This window comes from Nonomuraea sp. NPDC049646 (assembly GCF_044465525.1).
GTDB lineage: Bacteria > Actinomycetota > Actinomycetes > Streptosporangiales > Streptosporangiaceae > Nonomuraea.
Map to the genome: position 1 here is coordinate 270564 of NZ_JBITLU010000007.1, position 16777 is coordinate 287340.

Consider the following 16777-nt stretch of genomic DNA (forward strand, 5'->3'; position numbering starts at 1 on the left):
CCGTGGGGCCCTTGGGAGGCGGTGCCTCTGGAGGAGGTCGTCGCGCTGCTGCGCGGGCCGGCCGCGCCATGATGGGTGGCGGCGGCCACGCGCTGGAACTGGCCGCCGGACGCGCCTGCCGCGAGCACGACGACGTCGACATCGCTCCGCCGCCCCCTGACAGACCTGACAATCACGCGGGACGGCTTCCGGCGCCTCGCACCGGAAGTGCAGCTCCTCCACAGGTCCACGGCCCGCGCCCCAAGGACGAGATCGACTTCGAGACCGTCCTGCCGCTGCTGGACGACGGCCGCCGCCGCTGGCCCGCCGCGGCCCTGCGTACCGAGCACGCCACCCACCCGTAGCTCACCCGCCTGCACCACGGCCTGCACGCCGCCGCCACCGAACGCCACCCCTGACGCCCGCCCTCCGCGGACCCCGGACGAGCCCGAAAGGCCCGCCGGCGAATGCGCGGCGGGCCGGGGAGGTCGGGTGTTACTTGGCCGTCTCGCGGTCGTGCTGGCACACCGGGCAGCTGGTCAGACCGGCGTCCTCGGCCTCGGGGACCGTCATGGTCTCCACGCCCGTCTCCCCCGCGCCCCTGATCAGCGGGCAGGTGGCGCTGTGGTAGCGGCGGGTGCCGGTGATGACCTTGACCGTCCTCGGGCGGGCGGCCGGACCGGACGCGGCGCCGGTCTCGCCCTTCGAGCCTTCGCCCGTCTTGCCGGGCTTGGCGTCCTTGCTCTCGCCCTTCGCCGCCGGGGCGGCCGCCCCCGCCGGACGGGCGGAGGGGGCCGGCGCAGCCCCAGAGGGCCGCTCGGACGCCCCGGAAGCCCGACCGGAGGGTTCCGGCTGGACCGGCAGCCCGGAGGACGTCACACGAGGCTGCGGAGCCGTGTCGGGGTCGGACGCGTCGTCACCGTCATCGGCGGGCTGCTCGGGCTGCTCGGCGGGCCGTGCGGGCCGGTCGGCGGGCCGTACGGGCTGGTCGGCGGGCGACGGCCGGGCTGCCGAGGACGGCTTGCCCGGCGCGCTCTCGCTCGACTTGCCGGAAACAGCCGCGTCATCACCGCTCTGCCCCGAAGCCGCCGCACCCGCGCCGGCCTTGGCCGCAGCCGCGCCCTTGGACGACTTGGCCGCATCCTCACCCTCACCAGCCCCGGCAGCCGACGAGCTCTTGGCCGGGCTCTTGGAGGCGGGGCTCGCGGGGGCGGCCGACGGGCCCTTGGCGTCGTCCGGCGAAGCGGGACGCGCGGGCCGCTCGCGCTCCGACGGCGGCCGGAAGTAGGAAGTCTCGATCTCCCCCTGCTCGTCGTCGTCCGGACCGGCCCCGGAATCGGGCGCAGGATCGGGCACGGCGGCGGAGGGGGACTTGGCCGGGTCGCTCGCCTTGACGGCGGCGGCCGGACGGCCGAACCACCCGGTGGCGCCCTCTTCGCGGGGGGCGGCGGGCTCCGGGGTGGGGGTGGAAGCCTTCGTGTCGGGCTTCGGCGGTACGACCGGCGGGCGCAGGTCCCGGGTCTCCGCGGAGGTCTCGGCCCGGCTCTCCGCCACGGCGGAGGGGGTGGCACCGGGGCCGGGGGCGACGACGGGCTCGGGGTCGGCGGCAGGCGGCAACTGCCGTCCGCCGAGCGCGGCGTCCGGAAGGCACGTGGTGCAGGGCGTGAAGCCCTCCTCGCGTGCCTCCTCGTAGGTGAGCTCCTCGTGATCCCGTCCGGCCAGCTGGCGGCAGCCCGGCACGTGGTATCTCCTGCGGCCCGGGATCACCAGCACGATCGCGTCCGGCGAGATGCCGCTCGCCGCGGGGCGGCGAGGCGCGGAGGCCGGAACGGCGGTCCGCTGAAGCGTCTGCGGGTGCGGTTGCGGGTGGGGTTGCGGCCGCGGGTGCGGCTGGGGCCCGGCAGGACCGGTCTGGTTGTACGGCAGGCCGGGCGGCGGGAGCGGGGCCGGAGGGGTGGCCGGCGCAGCGGCCCGCCCACCACCGGGAAACAGCTCGTGACGCCGCAGCAACGCCCCGATCACCAGGAACAGCGCGGACAGCACGCTGACCACGATGGACCACATGATCAGGAACGGCTTAGCCAGTACGAAGCCCGCGATCAGCAGCACGACCGCCGCGAGCACCAAACCAGCACTGATAAGGATCACAGGGGGCTCTTTCGAGTGACAGGTCCTAGTGACCCGTTACTTTACCGGCGGTCGTTGTGCGGACCGTCGCCGCCGGGGAAGGCGCCCTGCGGAGCCTCGCCGCCGAACGGGTTGGGGCCACCGGGAAGAGGCTGCTGGCCACCCTGGGGAACCGCGTGCGACATGGCGGGAGCCTGACCCTGCGGACCGGACATGACCGGGAACCCGCCGCTGCCCTCCGCGGAGACGTTGAGCTCGGCGAGCTGGTTCTCCAGGTAGAGCTTGAGGCGGCTGCGGTACTCGCGCTCGAAGCTGCGCAGCTCCTCGACCTTGCGCTCGAGCTCGTCGCGGGTCTGCACCAGCGAGCCCATCGCCTGGCGGTGACGCTCCTGCGCGTCGCGCTCAAGCGTCTCGGCGCGGGCGCGGGCGTCGCCGATGACCTGCTCGGCCTGGCGGCGGGCCTTGGTGAGGATCTCGTCGGCCTCGCGGCGGGCGCGGGTCACCGTCTCGTCCGCCTCCCGGCGGGCGTCGGCGATCGCCTGGTCGGCGGTCTGCTGGGCGAGGGCCAGCACGCGGGCCGCGGTGTCCATGTTGTCCTCGGCGGGAGGCATGCTCATGGCCACGGGCTGCGGCTCGGGGGCTCGCATCGGCTGCGGCTCGGGGGCCCGCATGGGCTCCGGCTGCGGCGGCGCCATCATCTCCGGCTTCGGCTGCTCCTGGACGGGTGCGGAGGCCATGGGCATGCCCATGCCGCCCGGCACCTTCCCACGCAGGCACTCGGCCAGTTTGGCGCGTAGCTCCTCGTTCTCTTGGATCAGGCGGTCGAGCTCAGCCTCCACCTCGTCGAGGAAGGCGTCGACCTCCTCCTCGTCGTAGCCCGGCCGCAGCCGGGTGGTACTGAACTGCTTGTTCCGCACATCAGCGGGCGTCAGCGGCATTTTTTGGTCTCCTTGGCGCGCTTGGAGTCTGTCCGGAGGGACGGTGAACCCGAATCACTTCAGCGCGGACACGAGTTGGATCACGACCGGCCACCCCACCAGCCCGCCTCACCGGCCGCCCAGTGACCCAGCGATCTGGATCAAGATCAGAACGACGATGAACAGGACAGTGAAGCTTAGGTCAAAGGCCACCGTACCCAACCGGAGCGGGGGAATGAAACGGCGGAGGAACTTGAGAGGTGGGTCTGTCGCGGTGTACGTGGCCTCCGCCAGCACCAGCACGACCCCGGAGGGCCGCCACTGCCGGGCGAACGCCTGCACCGTCTCAAAGATCATCCTGCCGATGAGCAGTACCAAATACAGAGACAGGACTACGACCAAGATCCCACTCACGATCTCCACGGCCCGGCCGCGCCTCCACTTCTGGTGTGCCCTCCCGGCCGCGCGTGGACCCGGTTGGGTGCGATGGACATACAGAGACTCTAACTCTGGTTGAAGAACCCGCGTTCCGCGATTCGGGCCTTGTCCTCGGCGGTCACCTCGACATTGGCAGGGGACAACAGGAACACCTTGTTGGTAACACGTTCAATGCTTCCATGTAGGCCGAAGACCAGACCTGCCGCGAAATCCACGAGCCGCTTCGCGTCGCTGTCAACCATTTCGGTCAGATTCATGATGACCGGGGTGCCGTCGCGGAAGTGCTCTCCGATGGTTCGGGCCTCGTTGTAGGTCCGGGGATGGAGGGTCGTGATGCGCGCCAGGTCGGTCGTACGGCGCTCCAGGATCGTCGTGGCGGGCCTGGGCGCGGGGACCCCGGAGTCGGCCTCCTCGTCGCGGTCCTGGACCGCCACGGGCCGTTCCTCGCCGGTCCGCTGGACATCGTCGTCGTAGGCGTACTCGTCGGTGTAGGTCTCGTACCTCTCGTAGCGGTCGTCCTCCACGAGACCGAGGTAGACCGCCATCTTGCGCATCGCGCCGGCCATCGCTACGTCGTCCTCCTGCTCATGGTCGCACTGGCTCGGACCCGTCGCCGGGGCCGAGGCGGCAGCCGTACCCCCTTGGAGCTCACCGCGGATCGACCTCTACTTGATCATGGGCCTGAAGACCCACTTGAGGGGACATTACCTGACGAAGGGCCTGCGACGACCGAGCAACGCCGTACCGATCCGCACGTGTGTCGCACCGTACGCGACCGCCTCGTCGAGGTCCTGGCTCATGCCCGCGGAGACCATCGTGGCCCGCGGATGCTGCTCCTGGACGCGGTCGGCGACATCGCGCAGCACGGCGAAGGCGCGGGCGGGCTCCTCCCCCAAGGGAGCGACCGCCATGACGCCGCCCAGCCACACTCCGTCGGCCAGCGCCACCTCGTCGGCCAGCGCGAGCACGTCGGCGGGCCGGGCGCCGCCCCTGGAGGGGTCGTCGTCGAGCGCCACCTGGATCAGGCAGCCGACCTTGCGGCCCTGCCGCACGGCCTCCTTGCTGATCGCCTCCAGCAGCCGGAGGCGGTCGAGCGAGTGGATCACGTCGGCGTACCCGACGACGGACCGCACCTTGTTGGTCTGCAACTGGCCGACGAAGTGCCAGGTCAGCGGCAGGCCGGCCAGCTCGTGCGCCTTGGGCGCGGCCTCCTGGTCGCGGTTCTCGCCGACGTCGCGCACACCCAGCTCGCACAGGATGCGGACGTCGTCGGCCGGTCTGGTCTTGGTGACCGCGATCAGGGTCACCTCGCCGCGGTCGCGGCCCACCGCGTGGCAGGCCGCGCCGATGCGGGCCTCGATCTCGCCGAGACCGGCCGCGATCTCGTCCCTCCGCACGCGTGCCTCCCTCTCCGTGCCTCCATCGCCTCGCAGTTCGGCCCGTACGCCGTACGCCACGATGGCCCCCTTTCCGTGCCGCGGGTCGGATCCCGGCACACACGACGGCGCCGCTCCCGTATGCCTGCGGGGAGCGGCGGTGGGTGGTGAGCTACTTGAGGAAGTCGGGGACGTCGAGCTCCTCCTCCTGCTCCTCGAAGATCACCCGAGGACGTTTGGGAGGCTCCGACATGCGGGAGGTGATGGGCGTGGGCGGGTTGGCCGGTTCGGGCGTGGGCCTCGGGATGGAGACCGGGGCCTGCGGCTCGTCGTCGCCGAGTGCGGTGACGGGCTCGGCGGCCTGGACCGGCTCGACCGGGCGCACCGGCTCAGGACGCGGCTCCGGGCGGGGCTCAGGACGCGGCTCCGGCCTGAACTCGCGCGGCTCCGGGCGAGGCTCGGGGCGCGGCTCGGGACGGAACTCCTGCCGCGGCTCGGGCCTGAACTCCTGGCGCGGCTCGGGCCTGAACTCCTGCCGGGGCTCCGACCTGAGCTCGGCACGCGGCTCAGGCCGCGATTCCGGCCTCGGCTCGGGGCGCGGCGCGGGCGGCTCGGACTTCACGCTGGGCGAGGCCGGGACACCGGGCCGCAGGGCCGAGGACGACACCGGCGCCGCCTGCTGCCCGGCCGGCCGGGCGGCGGGCCTGGGCAGCGGCTTCTCGGCCGGCGGCGGCACGTCGTCGAAGCCCGCCGCGATCACGGTGACCCGCACCTCGTCGCCGAGGGCGTCGTCGATGACCGTGCCGAAGATGATGTTGGCGTCGGGCGCGGCGGCCATCGAGACGAGCTGGGCCGCCTCGTTGATCTCGAACAGGCCGAGGTCGGAGCCGCCCGCGATCGACAGCAGCACGCCGTGGGCGCCGTCGATGCTCGCCTCCAGCAGCGGGCTGGAGACCGCCATCTCGGCGGCGGCGACCGACCGGTCGTCGCCGCGCGCGTGGCCGATGCCCATGAGCGCCGAGCCCGCGCCCGACATGACCGACTTGACGTCGGCGAAGTCGAGGTTGATCAGGCCGGGCGTGGTGATCAGATCGGTGATGCCCTGGACACCGGACAGCAGCACCTGGTCGGCCGCCTTGAACGCGTCGAGCACGCTCACCTGGCGGTCGGAGATCGACAGCAGCCGGTCGTTGGGGATCACGATGAGGGTGTCGACCTCGTCGCGCAGTGTCTCTATGCCGGCCTCGGCCTGCGAGGCGCGACGCCGCCCCTCGAAGCTGAAGGGCCGGGTCACCACGCCGATCGTCAGCGCGCCGAGCGACCGGGCGATGTTGGCCACGACCGGCGCGCCGCCGGTGCCCGTGCCACCGCCCTCGCCGGCCGTGACGAAGACCATGTCGGCCCCCTTGAGGACCTCCTCGATCTCCTCACGGTGGTCTTCGGCCGCCTTGCGCCCCACGTCGGGGTTGGCTCCGGCGCCCAGTCCGCGCGTGAGCTCGCGGCCCACGTCGAGTTTCACATCGGCGTCACTCATCAGCAGCGCCTGGGCGTCGGTGTTTATGGCGATGAACTCGACGCCCTTGAGTCCCTCCTCGATCATCCGGTTGACGGCGTTCACTCCGCCGCCGCCAATGCCGACGACCTTGATGACCGCGAGGTAGTTCTGCGGTGCTGCCACGACGAGGGGCCTTTCCGCTCGTTGACTTGCCATTTCGGTGCGGATCGTCTCCGCTTTTTCTCAGTTTTCGTAACTCTCAACCTCAGGTTGAGATTTAGATTTATGTCAACCTGAGGATTGATACGGACAGTAGGAGGCCCCTACCAGGCGGGTCAACTAACCGCGCCGCAAGCACGTCCGGCGTGTCGCGGGCTGTCCGATTCGCTCCGAAGTCGCGCCTGGTCGGGGCCTTCCTCTGCCGAAGCTCCGATCTACAGGCTCTCACGCCGCGACCCCCACCTCGCACAGGCACGCGATGCCCTTGCCACGGAGTTGCCAGACCCTGACACTCGTGATCACTTCAAGGTCACGACGTCGGGAGAGCTGACGTCGTACAGGGTGGCCTTGCGGCCCAGGAGCGAGACCAGGATGCGGCCTTTCTCCTGCGGCCTGTCGGTCCCGCCCCACAGGACGGTACGACCGTCGGACAGCTCCAGCGTCACGCCCTCGGCCGAGGCCGCGCGCACCTGCCGGACCTTGCCCGCCACCACCGGCGGCAGCGCCTGGACGACCTGGAGCGCCGCCATGGTGGCCGGGTCGCCCGCGGCCGGCCGGTCGACCTTGAGCAACGGCAGCATGAACGGCGACGCGTCCTTGACCTCGATCACCACGCCCTGCTTGTCGACCACGGCGAACCGGCCGCCCGCGGGGATCACCGCCACCGGCTCGCGCTCGACGACCTCGATCTTGAGCGTGCCGGGCCACACCCGGTCGACCTTCGCCGTCGCGAGCTGCCGGATGCCGAGCACGCGGGCCTGGACGTCGGCCAGGTCGACCGTGGCCAGCGGATGCAGGTCGGGGACGGCGGCCTGCTGCTTGATGCGCTCGCTGGTGACTGTGAGATTTCCCACGATCTCGACCGACCGCACGCCCAGCACCGGCGAGAAGAACACCAGCCAGGCGGCCGAGCCGACCACCCCCGCCGTCAACAGCACCAGGAACGCGTTACGCGCCTTCATCGCCCTCCTCGCACGCCGGCTTCGAACGTACGCCGCCGGACCGCCCGGCGCCCGCCCGCCACGCCCGTACGGCTCAGGACAGGCGTGCCACGAGCTGCGGCCCCAGCTCGGTCACGTCGCCCGCCCCCATCGTCAGCACGATGTCGCCCGGACGCGCCCGCCCGGCCACCAGGTCGGGCACCGCCGCCCGGTCGGGGGCGTAGGCCACCCGCTCGGCGGGCAGCGGCACGCGCCCGGCCACCATCGCGCCCGACACGCCCGGCTCGGGATCCTCCCGCGCGCCGTAGACGTCGAGCACGATGACCTCGTCGGCCAGCCCGAGGGCGGCGCCGAAGTCGTCGGCGAAGAACCGGGTGCGCGAGTACAGGTGGGGCTGGAAGATCGCGATGACCCGGCCCGTGCCCGAGTAGGAGGCCACGACGTCGCGCGCGGCCCGCAGGTCGGCGGCCAGCTCGGTCGGGTGGTGGGCGTAGCTGTCGAACACCGCGACGCCGCCCGCCTCGCCCTTGGCCTCGAAGCGCCGCTTGGCCCCCGTGAAGGCCGCCAGACCGTCTCTGATGTCCTCGAACGCCAGCCCCAGCTCGTCGGCCACGGCGATGGCGGCGGTGGCGTTGAGGGCGTTGTGCGCCCCGGGGACGGCCAGCCGCACGTCTCCCCTGCCCTCGATGGAGAAGACCGTGCCGAAGCCGTCGGGACGCACGCCGGTCACCCGGTAGTCCTCGCCCCGCTCGCCGTAGGTCCTGACCCGCAGCCCGCGCTCGCGCGCCCGCCCGACCAGCTCGGCGGCGCCCGGGTCGTCGGCGCAGACGATGAGCAGCGAGCCCACCCGGTCGGCGAAGCGGGCGAAGCTGTCGTGCACCGCGCGCGGGTCGCCGTAGTTGTCGAGGTGGTCGGCCTCGACGTTGGTCACCACGGCGATGTCGGGGGCCAGCATGAGGAAGGAGCCGTCGCTCTCGTCGGCCTCGGCCACGAACACCCGGCCCGTGCCCTCGTCGGCGCCCAGCCCGGTGGTGACGAGCTGGCCGCCCACGCAGTAGGACGGCTCGGCGCCGCACTTCTGCAGCGCCACGGTGAGCATGGAGGTGGTGGTGGTCTTGCCGTGGGTGCCGGCGATGGCCACGCCGGTGCGGCCGGCCATCACCGAGGCCAGCGCGGCGGCCCGCGGGATGATCCGCAGGCCCTGCTTGAGCGCCTCGCCCAGCTCGGGGTTGGAGTCGCGGATGGCGGTGGAGACCACGACGGTGTCGACGTCGCGGATGTGCGAGGCGGCGTGCCCGATGTGCACGGTCGCGCCCAGCTCGCGCAGCTCGGTCACCAGCTCGGAGCTGCGCGCGTCGCTTCCGGTGACGCGGACGCCGCGCTTGAGCAGGATGCGGGCGATGCCTGACATGCCCGCGCCGCCGATGCCGATGAAGTGCACGCGGCCGAGGTCTTCGACGGCTACGGGATCGACCAGCTTGACGAGACTCATCGGGCTATCTCCAACACTTTCCTGGCAAGCATGATATCGGCGTCCTTGCGCCCCAGCCGGGAGGCGGCCTCCGACATGACGGCGACCCGTTCGGGGTCGTGGAGCATGGGCAGCACGTTCTGGATGATCCAATCGGGTGACAAATCGGAGTCGTCGACCATCAGGCCGCCGCCGCCGCGCACGACGCGCTCGGCGTTGACGGTCTGCTCGCCGTTGCCGTGCGGCAGCGGCACGTACGCGGCCGGCAGCCCCACGGCCGTCAGCTCGGCGCAGGTCAGGGCCCCGCTGCGGCACAGCGCGACGTCGGCGGCGGCGTAGGCGAGGTCCATGCGGTCGACGTAGGGCAGCAGCACGTACTGGGGGTCGCCGGGCGGCGGCTCGTGCTCGACGGTGTTGTTCAGGCCGAGCACGTGGAGCACCTGGATGCCGGCCCGGCGCAGCACCGGCGCGGCGGCCAGCGCGGCCTGGTTGAGCGACCTGGCGCCCTGCGAGCCGCCGAACACCAGCAGCGTGGGCCGGTCGTTCTCCAGCCCGAACCAGGAGCGCGCCTTGTCGCCGGTGGACAGCCGGTCGAGGGTGACGATCTCGCGGCGCAGCGGGGTGCCGATGAACTCGGCCTTGGGCAGCGCGGCGTCGGGGAAGCCGGTGAAGACGTGGTCGGTCAGCCGGGCGCCCAGCCGGTTGGCCAGGCCGGGACGGGGGTTGGCCTCGTGGACGACGATCGGCAGGCCCTTGCGCTTGGCCGCCAGGTAGGCGGGCGTGGCGACGTAGCCGCCGAACCCGACCAGGATGTCGGCGCCGACGCGGTCGAGGACGCCCGACACGGCGTTGATCGCCCCGGCCAGCCGGCCCGGCACGGTCAGCAGGCTCGGGGTGATCGCCCTGGGCAGCGGCACGGCCGGCACCAGTTCGAGTTCGTAGCCTCTGGCGGGCACCAGCCGCGTCTCCAGGCCGCGCTCGGTGCCCACGCAGGTGATGCCGACGCTCCGGTCAAGATGGCGCAGCGCGTCCGCAAGGGCGAGCGCGGGCTCGATGTGCCCGGCCGTCCCCCCACCGGCGAGGACCACCCTCATCTCGGTCACTCCCTAACGTCTCACTCGGCCTCTGGACGTACCCCCCAGGCCAAGCCAGCTTAGGCCCCGTGCGGCGGGTCCGGGGCCACGCGCGGCCAAGGCTTCGCGCGCGCCGGGCTCGCGTTTGGCGAACGACAGCAGGATGCCCAGCGCGGCGAGCGTGGGGAGCAGGGACGATCCGCCGTAGGAGACCAGCGGCAGCGGGATGCCGGTGATGGGCAGGACGCCGAGCACGGCGCCCATGTTGACGGTCGCCTGCCCGACGATCCAGGCCACCATGGCCGCCGCGGCCAGGCGGACGAAGCCGTCGTTGACCCGGACCGCCACCCGCAGCCCCGCGTAGCCGAGCAGGCCGAACAGCGCCACCACCATCAGGGTGCCCATCAGCCCCAGCTCCTCGCCGAGGATGGCGAAGATGAAGTCGCTCTCGCCGTGGGGCAGCCAGCTCCACTTCTGGCGGCTGCTGCCCAGGCCGAGCCCGAACCAGCCGCCCGAGCCCATCGCGATCTGCCCCTGCACGGCCTGGTAGCCGGCGCCCTGGGCGTCGGCCCACGGGTCGAGGAAGGCCCCGATGCGCGCCATCCGGTACGGCTCCACCTTGATCATGATGACCGCGGCCAGCACCGCCAGCGCCAGGATGCCGCCGAACAGCTTGATCGGCGCCCCCACCACCCACAGCAGCGCCAGGAAGATCATGAAGAGCACGAGGGTGGTGCCGAGGTCGCGGCCGAGCAGGACCATGACGACCAGGATCGCGGTGCCGGGCATGAGCGGGATCAGCATCTGCCGCCACTCGATCCGGCCCTGCCTGGCCCGTCTGGCCAGCAGGTCGGCCCCCCACAGCACGAGCGCCAGCTTGGCCGGCTCGGACGGCTGGAGGGTGAACGGCCCGAGGTAGATCCACCGCTGCGCGCCCAGCTCGGACTCGCCGATGAACAGCACCATGACCAGCGCCAGCACCGCCAGCGCCATGAGCGGGTAGCCCGCCCAGCGGAAGAACTTCGGCGGCAGGCGCGAGCAGGCGTACATGACGGGCACGCCGACGCCGGCCGACAGCGACTGCTTGATGAACCACGAGAACGGGTTGCCGGTCTTCTGCTGGGCCTCGATCGCGGAGGCCGACAACACCATCATGAGCCCGAGCGCGAGCAGCAGCGCGCTGCACATGATGATCAGGTAGTAGGTCGTCAGCGGCTTGTCGAGCAGTTCCTTCAGCACGGCGCGCTGCTCGCGGACCCAGCTCGCCGGGCCCTCCTGGGCCTTGGTCCTGGGGGGCTCGCCGGCGGCCGGACGGGCGCCGGCGGTGCCGGTGCTACTGCTCACGCCGCCGCCTCAGCTCGTGGACGGCACGCGCGAAGGCCTCCCCTCGTGCCGGGTAGCCGGGGAACATGTCGAGCGAGGCGCCCGCTGGGGAGAGCAGCACGGTGTCCCCGGGGGAGGCCAGCCGCGCGGCTTCGGTGACGACGGTGTCCATCACACCAGTGTCTTGGCCCGGGATGTCCACGACGGGGACATTCGGCGCGTGTCGCGCGAGTGCTTCGGCGATCGCCGCGCGGTCGGCGCCCAGCAGCACCGCGCCGCGCAGCCGGGGCGCGGCCCGCCGGACCAGGTCGTCGACGTCGGCGCCCTTGAGCTGGCCGCCGGCCACCCACACGATCGACGGGTAGGCGCTCAGCGCGGCAGCGGCGGCGTGCGGGTTGGTGGCCTTGGAGTCGTCGACGTAGTCGACGTCGCCGACCCGGTCGACGTGGGACAGGCGGTGGGGGTCGGGCTTGAAGGCGCGCAGGCCCAGCCGCACGGCCTCGGACGGCACGCCGAGCGAGCGGGCCAGGGCGGCGGCGGCCAGCGCGTTGGCCACGTTGTGGGGGGCCAGGGGCCGGATGTCGGCGAAGGTGGCCAGCTCTTCCGCCGCCTCGACCGGGTCCTCCACGAACGCCCGGTCGACCAGCAGGTCCTCGACCACGCCGATCTGGCCGCTGCGCGGCGCCCGCAGCGTGAAGCCGACGGCGCCCTCGTAGGGCTCGGCCAGGCGGGTGCACTCGGGGTCGTCGGCGTTGTAGATCACCGTGCCGGCGCGTTCGTAGATGCGGCCCTTGGCGGCGGCGTACTCGGCCATGGAGCCGTGCCAGTCGAGGTGGTCGGGGGCGATGTTCAGGATCGCCGCGGCGTGCGGGGCCAGGGTGCCGGACCAGTGGAGCTGGAAGCTGGACAGCTCGACGGCCAGGGCGTCGTACGGCTCGGCGACGGCGCGCACGACCGGGACGCCCACGTTCCCCACGGCCAGGGCGTCGAGCCCGGCGGCCTGGAGGATCGAGGTGAGCATGCGCACGGCCGTGGTCTTGCCGTTGGTGCCGGTCAGCGCGAGCCAGGGCGCGGCGTGCGGCGGGCGCAGCCGCCAGGCCAGCTCCACCTCGCCGACGACCTCGACGCCGGCCGCCAGCGCGGCGGCGACCAGCGGGTGGTGCGGGGCCCAGCCGGTGGTGACGAGCCTGGTCGCGCCCTCGGGCAGGACCATCTCGCCGAACCTGGTCTCGACCCCGGCCCGGGCCAGCTCGGCCGCGGCGGCGAGCTGCCGCTCCCCCTCCACGGCCTCCACGACCACGACCCGCTCGCCGCGTCCGGCCAGCGCCGCGGCCACCGCGGTGCCGGAGACGCCGAGCCCGGCCACGCACGTCAATGTCATGGCTTGGGCATCCACTCGACGTAGAACAGCCCGAGCCCGAGCGCCGCGCAGAGCCCGGCGATCAGCCAGAACCGCACCACGATCGTGGTCTCGGCCCAGCCCTTCAGCTCGAAGTGGTGCTGCAGCGGCGCCATCCTGAACACCCGTTTCCCGGTCATCTTGAAGAACCCGACCTGGATGATGACGGACGCCGTGATGATCACGCACAGCCCGGCCAGGATGATCAGCAGGAGCTGCGTGCGGGTGGCGATGGCCAGGCCGGCCAGCACGCCGCCCAGGGCCAGCGAGCCGGTGTCGCCCATGAAGATCTTGGCCGGCGGGGCGTTCCACCACAGGAACCCGACCAGCGCCCCCAGCACGGCCGCGGCCACCACCGACAGGTCGAGCGGGTCGCGCACCCAGTAGCAGTTGGGCCCGAGCTGGTCGATGCAGTTGTTGCGGAGCTGCCAGTTGCCGATCAGCACGTACGCGCCGAGCACGACGCCGGTCGCGCCGCTGGCCAGGCCGTCGAGGCCGTCGGTGAGGTTCACGGCGTTGGAGAACCCGACGATCATGAACAGCACCCAGATGGTGAAGCCGACGATGCCGATCGAGGGACCGATGTCGCGCAGGAACGACAGCCGGGTCTCGGCGGGGGTGATGCCGTAGACGTTGGGCTGGCGGGTGATCAGCACGGCGAACACGGCGCCGACGACGAGCTGGCCGAGGGCCTTGGCGCCGCTGCGCAGGCCCAGGCTGCGCTGCTTGTAGATCTTGATGAAGTCGTCGAGGAAGCCGACCGCGCCGAGGCCGGTCATCAGGAACAGCACGAGCATGCCCGACACCGTCGGCGGCGACAGCGTGGCCAGGTGGGAGCCGCCGTAGGCCAGCAGCGCGGCCAGCACGAACACGATGCCGCCCATGGTGGGGGTGCCGCGCTTGCCCAGGTGGGCCTGCACCCCCTCCTCGCGGATCTCCTGGCCGTAGCCGCGCCGCGAGAACAGCCTGATCGCCAAGGGGGTCCCCAGCATCGACAGGACCAGGCCCACCGCGCCGGCGATGACGATGTTGATCACTGAGCGGCACCTCCGAGGAGGAGCTCCGCCGTGCGTTCCAGGCCCATCGCGCGGGGGCCCTTGACGAGCACCGCGTCGCCGGGGCGCAGCAGGCCGGCCAGTGCGGCCGCCGCTGCCTCGGCGTCAGGGACGTGTACGATCCGGGTCATCTGGGGAGCATATGGCCCTCCGCCACCTGGCGGTCCCGCGACGGCCGAGGCCGCCTCGTTCGCGCCCTCCAGCACCGGGCCCGCGTCGGGACCGACGACGACCAGGCCCGTCAGGCCCGAACCGCCCGCCAGCCGCCCCAGTTCGGCGTTGAGCGCCGCGCTCTCCTCGCCCAGCTCGCGCAGCGCCGCGATGACCGCGAACCGCCGCCGCTCCTGCCCCATCACGCCGAACATGTCGAACGCGGCCCGCATCGAGTCGGGGTTGGCGTTGTAGGCGTCGTTGACCACCGTGACGCCGTCGGGCCGGTCGGTGACCTCCATGCGCCAGCGGCTGCGCGGCGTGGCCTCCGACAGCTCCTCGGCGATCGTGGCGACCGGCAGGCCGAGCTCGTAGGCCGCGGCGGCGGCGGCCAGGGCGTTCTCCACGGCATGGGCGCCGTAGAGCTGGAGCGTGACCGGCGCGGCCCCGGACGGGGTGCGCAAGGTGAACGAGGCCCGCCCGCGCCCGTCGACCGTCTCCTGCTCGGCCCTGATGGCCGCGCCCTCGCCGCGCCCGAAGTACGTGACGCGCGCGTCGGTGCGCGAGGCCATCTGCGACACCAGCGGGTCGTCGGCGTTGAGCACCGCCACCCCGGTGCGCGGCAGGGCCTCGACCAGCTCACCCTTGGCCTTGGCGATGGCCTCCTTGCCGCCGAACACGCCGAGGTGCGCGGTGCCGACGTTGAGCACGACGCCGATCGTCGGCGGCGCGATGCGGGTGAGGTCCTTGATGTGGCCGATGTTGCGGGCGGCCAGTTCGAGCACCATGAACCGGGTGTCGACGTCGGCGCGCAGCACGGTCAGCGGGTGGCCCAGCTCGTTGTTGAAGCTGCCGACGGGCGCGATGGTCGGGCCCATCCGGCCGGCCAGCCTGGCCAGCAGGTCTTTGGTGCTGGTCTTGCCCGCCGAGCCGGTCACGCCGATCACGGTGGCCTGCGGCAGCGCGGCGGCCTGCGCGGCGGCCAGCTCGGCCAGCGCGACCGCGGCGTCGGGGACGATCACCGCCGGCGCGTCGACCGGCCTGGAGGCCAGGACGGCGACCGCTCCGGCCCGGATCGCCTGCGCGGCGTAGTCGTGACCGTCGACCCGCTCTCCGGCGAGGGCGACGAACAGCGATCCCGGCTCCACCGCGCGTGAGTCGATCACTACGGGCCCGCGCACCACGGCGCGGGGGTCTGCCATGCCCGACAGGGCGCCCGAGGTTATCTCGGCGATCCTGGCCAGCGGCAACGGGATCATCGGTGCTTCCTGCTTTCCTTGCGTGCGTCGATCGCTTCGGCGACCACTTCGCGGTCGTCGAACGGGATCACTTCGCCTGAGACGTACTGGCCCTGCTCGTGACCCTTGCCCGCGACGACGATCACGTCGCCGCGGCCGGCCCGGCCGACGGCCAGGTCGATCGCGGCCGCGCGGTCGGGCTCAATGATCACATGGGCGCGGTCGCGGGGCGGAACGCCGAGCGCTCCCTCCATCATCGCGGCCAGGATGGCGAGCGGATCCTCCGAGCGCGGGTTGTCGTTGGTGAAAATCGCCACATCGGCCAGCCGGGCGGCGATCTCGCCCATGATCGGGCGTTTGCCGGTGTCGCGGTCGCCGCCGCAGCCCAGCACGATCGTCAGCGTGCCCGCGGTCACCTCCCGCAGCGAGCGCAGCACCGACTCCACGGCGCCCGGCTTGTGGGAGTAGTCCACGAGCGCCTGGAACTCCTCCTCGGCGGAGGTGATGCGCTGCATGCGGCCGGGCACCCCGGTGAGGCTGCCCACGCCGTGCACGGCGGTCTGGAGCGGCACCCCCGACTCCACCAGGCAGACGATCGCGCCGAGCGCGTTGGCGACGTTGAAGGGACCGGGCAGCGAGATCTGCGCGTCGGCCTCGACCCCGCCGGGACCGGCCACCCGGAACGCGCTGCCGTCGGCGCCGAGCCGGACCTCCAGCGCCCGCCACTCCGCCTCCGGGTCGCCGAGCGCCGAGAACGTGGTCATCGGCACCTTGGCCCGGTGCAGCAGCTCCCGGCCGTGCGGGTCGTCGATGTTGGTCACGCCGACGCGGCTCAGCTCGGGCTGGAACAGCCTGGCCTTGGTGGCGAAGTAGTCCTCGAAGTCCTTGTGGAAGTCGAGGTGGTCCTGGGAGAGGTTGGTGAACAGGGCGACGTCGTAGAAGATGCCGTCGACCCGGCCGAGCGCCAGCGCGTGGCTGGAGACCTCCATGGTGGCCGCGGTGACCCCCTGCTCGCGCATCAGCGCGAACAGGGCGTGCAGCTGCGGGGCCTCCGGCGTGGTCAGCGTAGGCTCGAAGCGCAGGTCTCCGGCGGCGATCTCGACGCCGCCGACCAGGCCCGTCGTGTGGCCGGCCGCCCGCAGGCCGGCCTCCACCATGAAGGTGGTGGTGGACTTGCCGCTCGTGCCGGTCACCCCGATCACCTGGACGTCGTGGGCCGGCTGGCCGTAGACCCAGGAGGAGACCTGCCCGAGCAGCGCGCGCGGATCGGGCACGATCAGCACCGGCAGGCCGGTGGCCACGGCGGCCTCCCGCCCGGCCGGGTCGGTGAGGACGGCCACGGCTCCGCGCGCCATCGCCTCTGCGGCGAAGGTCGCGCCGTGCACGCGGTTGCCCGGCAGCGCCACGTAGAGATCGCCGCGCTGCACGGCGCGGGAGTCGATGGTGACGCCGGTCAGGGCGGCATGGGGCGACCTCGACGTGCCGGAATCGGCGTCGAGCATGGTCGCGAGCCCGGTCAGCGGACGGGGCGGGCTGGTCTTGGGACGCATAGACGACGGGGGACGCACGGCGAGAG

Annotated in this window: 15 protein-coding genes; 1 reads left to right on the forward strand and 14 read right to left on the reverse strand. The window is 72.5% G+C overall.

Annotated features, from left to right (window positions below; genetic code table 11):
* Positions 1–68: 68 nt before the first annotated feature.
* Positions 69–344, forward strand: a complete 276-nt coding sequence (locus ACIBQ8_RS22515; RefSeq protein WP_397192888.1) for a hypothetical protein — start codon at positions 69–71, stop codon at positions 342–344.
* A gap of 130 nt (positions 345–474) precedes the next feature.
* Here ACIBQ8_RS22515 and ACIBQ8_RS22520 read toward each other — a convergent pair whose 3' ends face one another.
* From ACIBQ8_RS22520 to ACIBQ8_RS22585, 14 genes are all read right to left on the reverse strand, one after another.
* Positions 475–2127, reverse strand: coding sequence for a hypothetical protein (locus tag ACIBQ8_RS22520; RefSeq protein WP_397192889.1), 1653 nt, complete (start codon positions 2125–2127; stop codon positions 475–477).
* 41 nt (positions 2128–2168) lie between these two features.
* The gene (locus tag ACIBQ8_RS22525; protein ID WP_352325076.1) at positions 2169–3044 is read right to left on the reverse strand and encodes a DivIVA domain-containing protein; all 876 of its coding nucleotides are present in this window, start codon (positions 3042–3044) and stop codon (positions 2169–2171) included.
* A gap of 108 nt (positions 3045–3152) precedes the next feature.
* Positions 3153–3446, reverse strand: a complete 294-nt coding sequence (locus ACIBQ8_RS22530) for a YggT family protein (protein ID WP_125630468.1) — start codon at positions 3444–3446, stop codon at positions 3153–3155.
* Positions 3447–3526: 80 nt separating this feature from the next.
* Complete coding sequence (locus tag ACIBQ8_RS22535; protein ID WP_125630470.1) at positions 3527–4027, reverse strand: cell division protein SepF; 501 nt, start codon at positions 4025–4027, stop codon at positions 3527–3529.
* 138 nt (positions 4028–4165) lie between these two features.
* Positions 4166–4858, reverse strand: coding sequence for a YggS family pyridoxal phosphate-dependent enzyme (locus tag ACIBQ8_RS22540; protein WP_397171362.1), 693 nt, complete (start codon positions 4856–4858; stop codon positions 4166–4168).
* A gap of 151 nt (positions 4859–5009) precedes the next feature.
* Positions 5010–6515, reverse strand: coding sequence for a cell division protein FtsZ (gene ftsZ, locus ACIBQ8_RS22545; protein ID WP_397192890.1), 1506 nt, complete (start codon positions 6513–6515; stop codon positions 5010–5012).
* Positions 6516–6850: 335 nt separating this feature from the next.
* Positions 6851–7513: a cell division protein FtsQ/DivIB gene (locus ACIBQ8_RS22550; protein ID WP_397171359.1), complete on the reverse strand. Its 663-nt coding sequence runs from the start codon at positions 7511–7513 to the stop codon at positions 6851–6853.
* A 73-nt stretch (positions 7514–7586) separates the two neighbouring features.
* Positions 7587–8984, reverse strand: coding sequence for a UDP-N-acetylmuramate--L-alanine ligase (gene murC, locus ACIBQ8_RS22555; RefSeq protein WP_397192891.1), 1398 nt, complete (start codon positions 8982–8984; stop codon positions 7587–7589).
* Complete coding sequence (murG, locus tag ACIBQ8_RS22560) at positions 8981–10057, reverse strand: undecaprenyldiphospho-muramoylpentapeptide beta-N-acetylglucosaminyltransferase (RefSeq protein WP_397171356.1); 1077 nt, start codon at positions 10055–10057, stop codon at positions 8981–8983. Before murG ends, murC begins: the two co-directional genes overlap by 4 nt.
* 12 nt (positions 10058–10069) lie before the next feature.
* Entirely contained in the window at positions 10070–11380 is a 1311-nt protein-coding gene (gene ftsW, locus ACIBQ8_RS22565; protein WP_397171354.1) for a putative lipid II flippase FtsW, read from the reverse strand.
* A complete protein-coding gene (gene murD / locus ACIBQ8_RS22570) occupies positions 11370–12740 on the reverse strand; it encodes a UDP-N-acetylmuramoyl-L-alanine--D-glutamate ligase (protein WP_397192892.1) in 1371 nt (456 codons plus the stop codon). Before murD ends, ftsW begins: the two co-directional genes overlap by 11 nt.
* Positions 12737–13795 carry a phospho-N-acetylmuramoyl-pentapeptide-transferase gene (gene mraY / locus ACIBQ8_RS22575; RefSeq protein ID WP_352325068.1) on the reverse strand — a complete coding sequence of 353 codons (1059 nt, stop codon included), beginning with the start codon at positions 13793–13795 and terminating at the stop codon, positions 12737–12739. Before mraY ends, murD begins: the two co-directional genes overlap by 4 nt.
* Positions 13792–15222, reverse strand: coding sequence for a UDP-N-acetylmuramoyl-tripeptide--D-alanyl-D-alanine ligase (gene murF, locus ACIBQ8_RS22580; RefSeq protein WP_397171350.1), 1431 nt, complete (start codon positions 15220–15222; stop codon positions 13792–13794). The genes mraY and murF overlap by 4 nt, the downstream gene beginning before the upstream one ends.
* Positions 15219–16751, reverse strand: a complete 1533-nt coding sequence (locus tag ACIBQ8_RS22585; RefSeq protein ID WP_364332241.1) for a UDP-N-acetylmuramoyl-L-alanyl-D-glutamate--2,6-diaminopimelate ligase — start codon at positions 16749–16751, stop codon at positions 15219–15221. The genes murF and ACIBQ8_RS22585 overlap by 4 nt, the downstream gene beginning before the upstream one ends.
* Positions 16752–16777 lie beyond the last annotated feature (26 nt).

Coding starts and splice junctions, on each gene's coding strand:
- ACIBQ8_RS22515 (WP_397192888.1), top strand. CDS start 69: ATGATGGGTGGCGGCGGCCACGCGCTGGAACTGGCCGCCGGACGCGCC.
- murF (WP_397171350.1), bottom strand. CDS start 15,222: ATGATCCCGTTGCCGCTGGCCAGGATCGCCGAGATAACCTCGGGCGCC.
- murC (WP_397192891.1), bottom strand. CDS start 8,984: ATGAGTCTCGTCAAGCTGGTCGATCCCGTAGCCGTCGAAGACCTCGGC.
- murD (WP_397192892.1), bottom strand. CDS start 12,740: ATGACATTGACGTGCGTGGCCGGGCTCGGCGTCTCCGGCACCGCGGTG.
- ACIBQ8_RS22525 (WP_352325076.1), bottom strand. CDS start 3,044: ATGCCGCTGACGCCCGCTGATGTGCGGAACAAGCAGTTCAGTACCACC.
- ACIBQ8_RS22550 (WP_397171359.1), bottom strand. CDS start 7,513: ATGAAGGCGCGTAACGCGTTCCTGGTGCTGTTGACGGCGGGGGTGGTC.
- ACIBQ8_RS22585 (WP_364332241.1), bottom strand. CDS start 16,751: ATGCGTCCCAAGACCAGCCCGCCCCGTCCGCTGACCGGGCTCGCGACC.
- murG (WP_397171356.1), bottom strand. CDS start 10,057: ATGAGGGTGGTCCTCGCCGGTGGGGGGACGGCCGGGCACATCGAGCCC.
- ACIBQ8_RS22535 (WP_125630470.1), bottom strand. CDS start 4,027: ATGGCCGGCGCGATGCGCAAGATGGCGGTCTACCTCGGTCTCGTGGAG.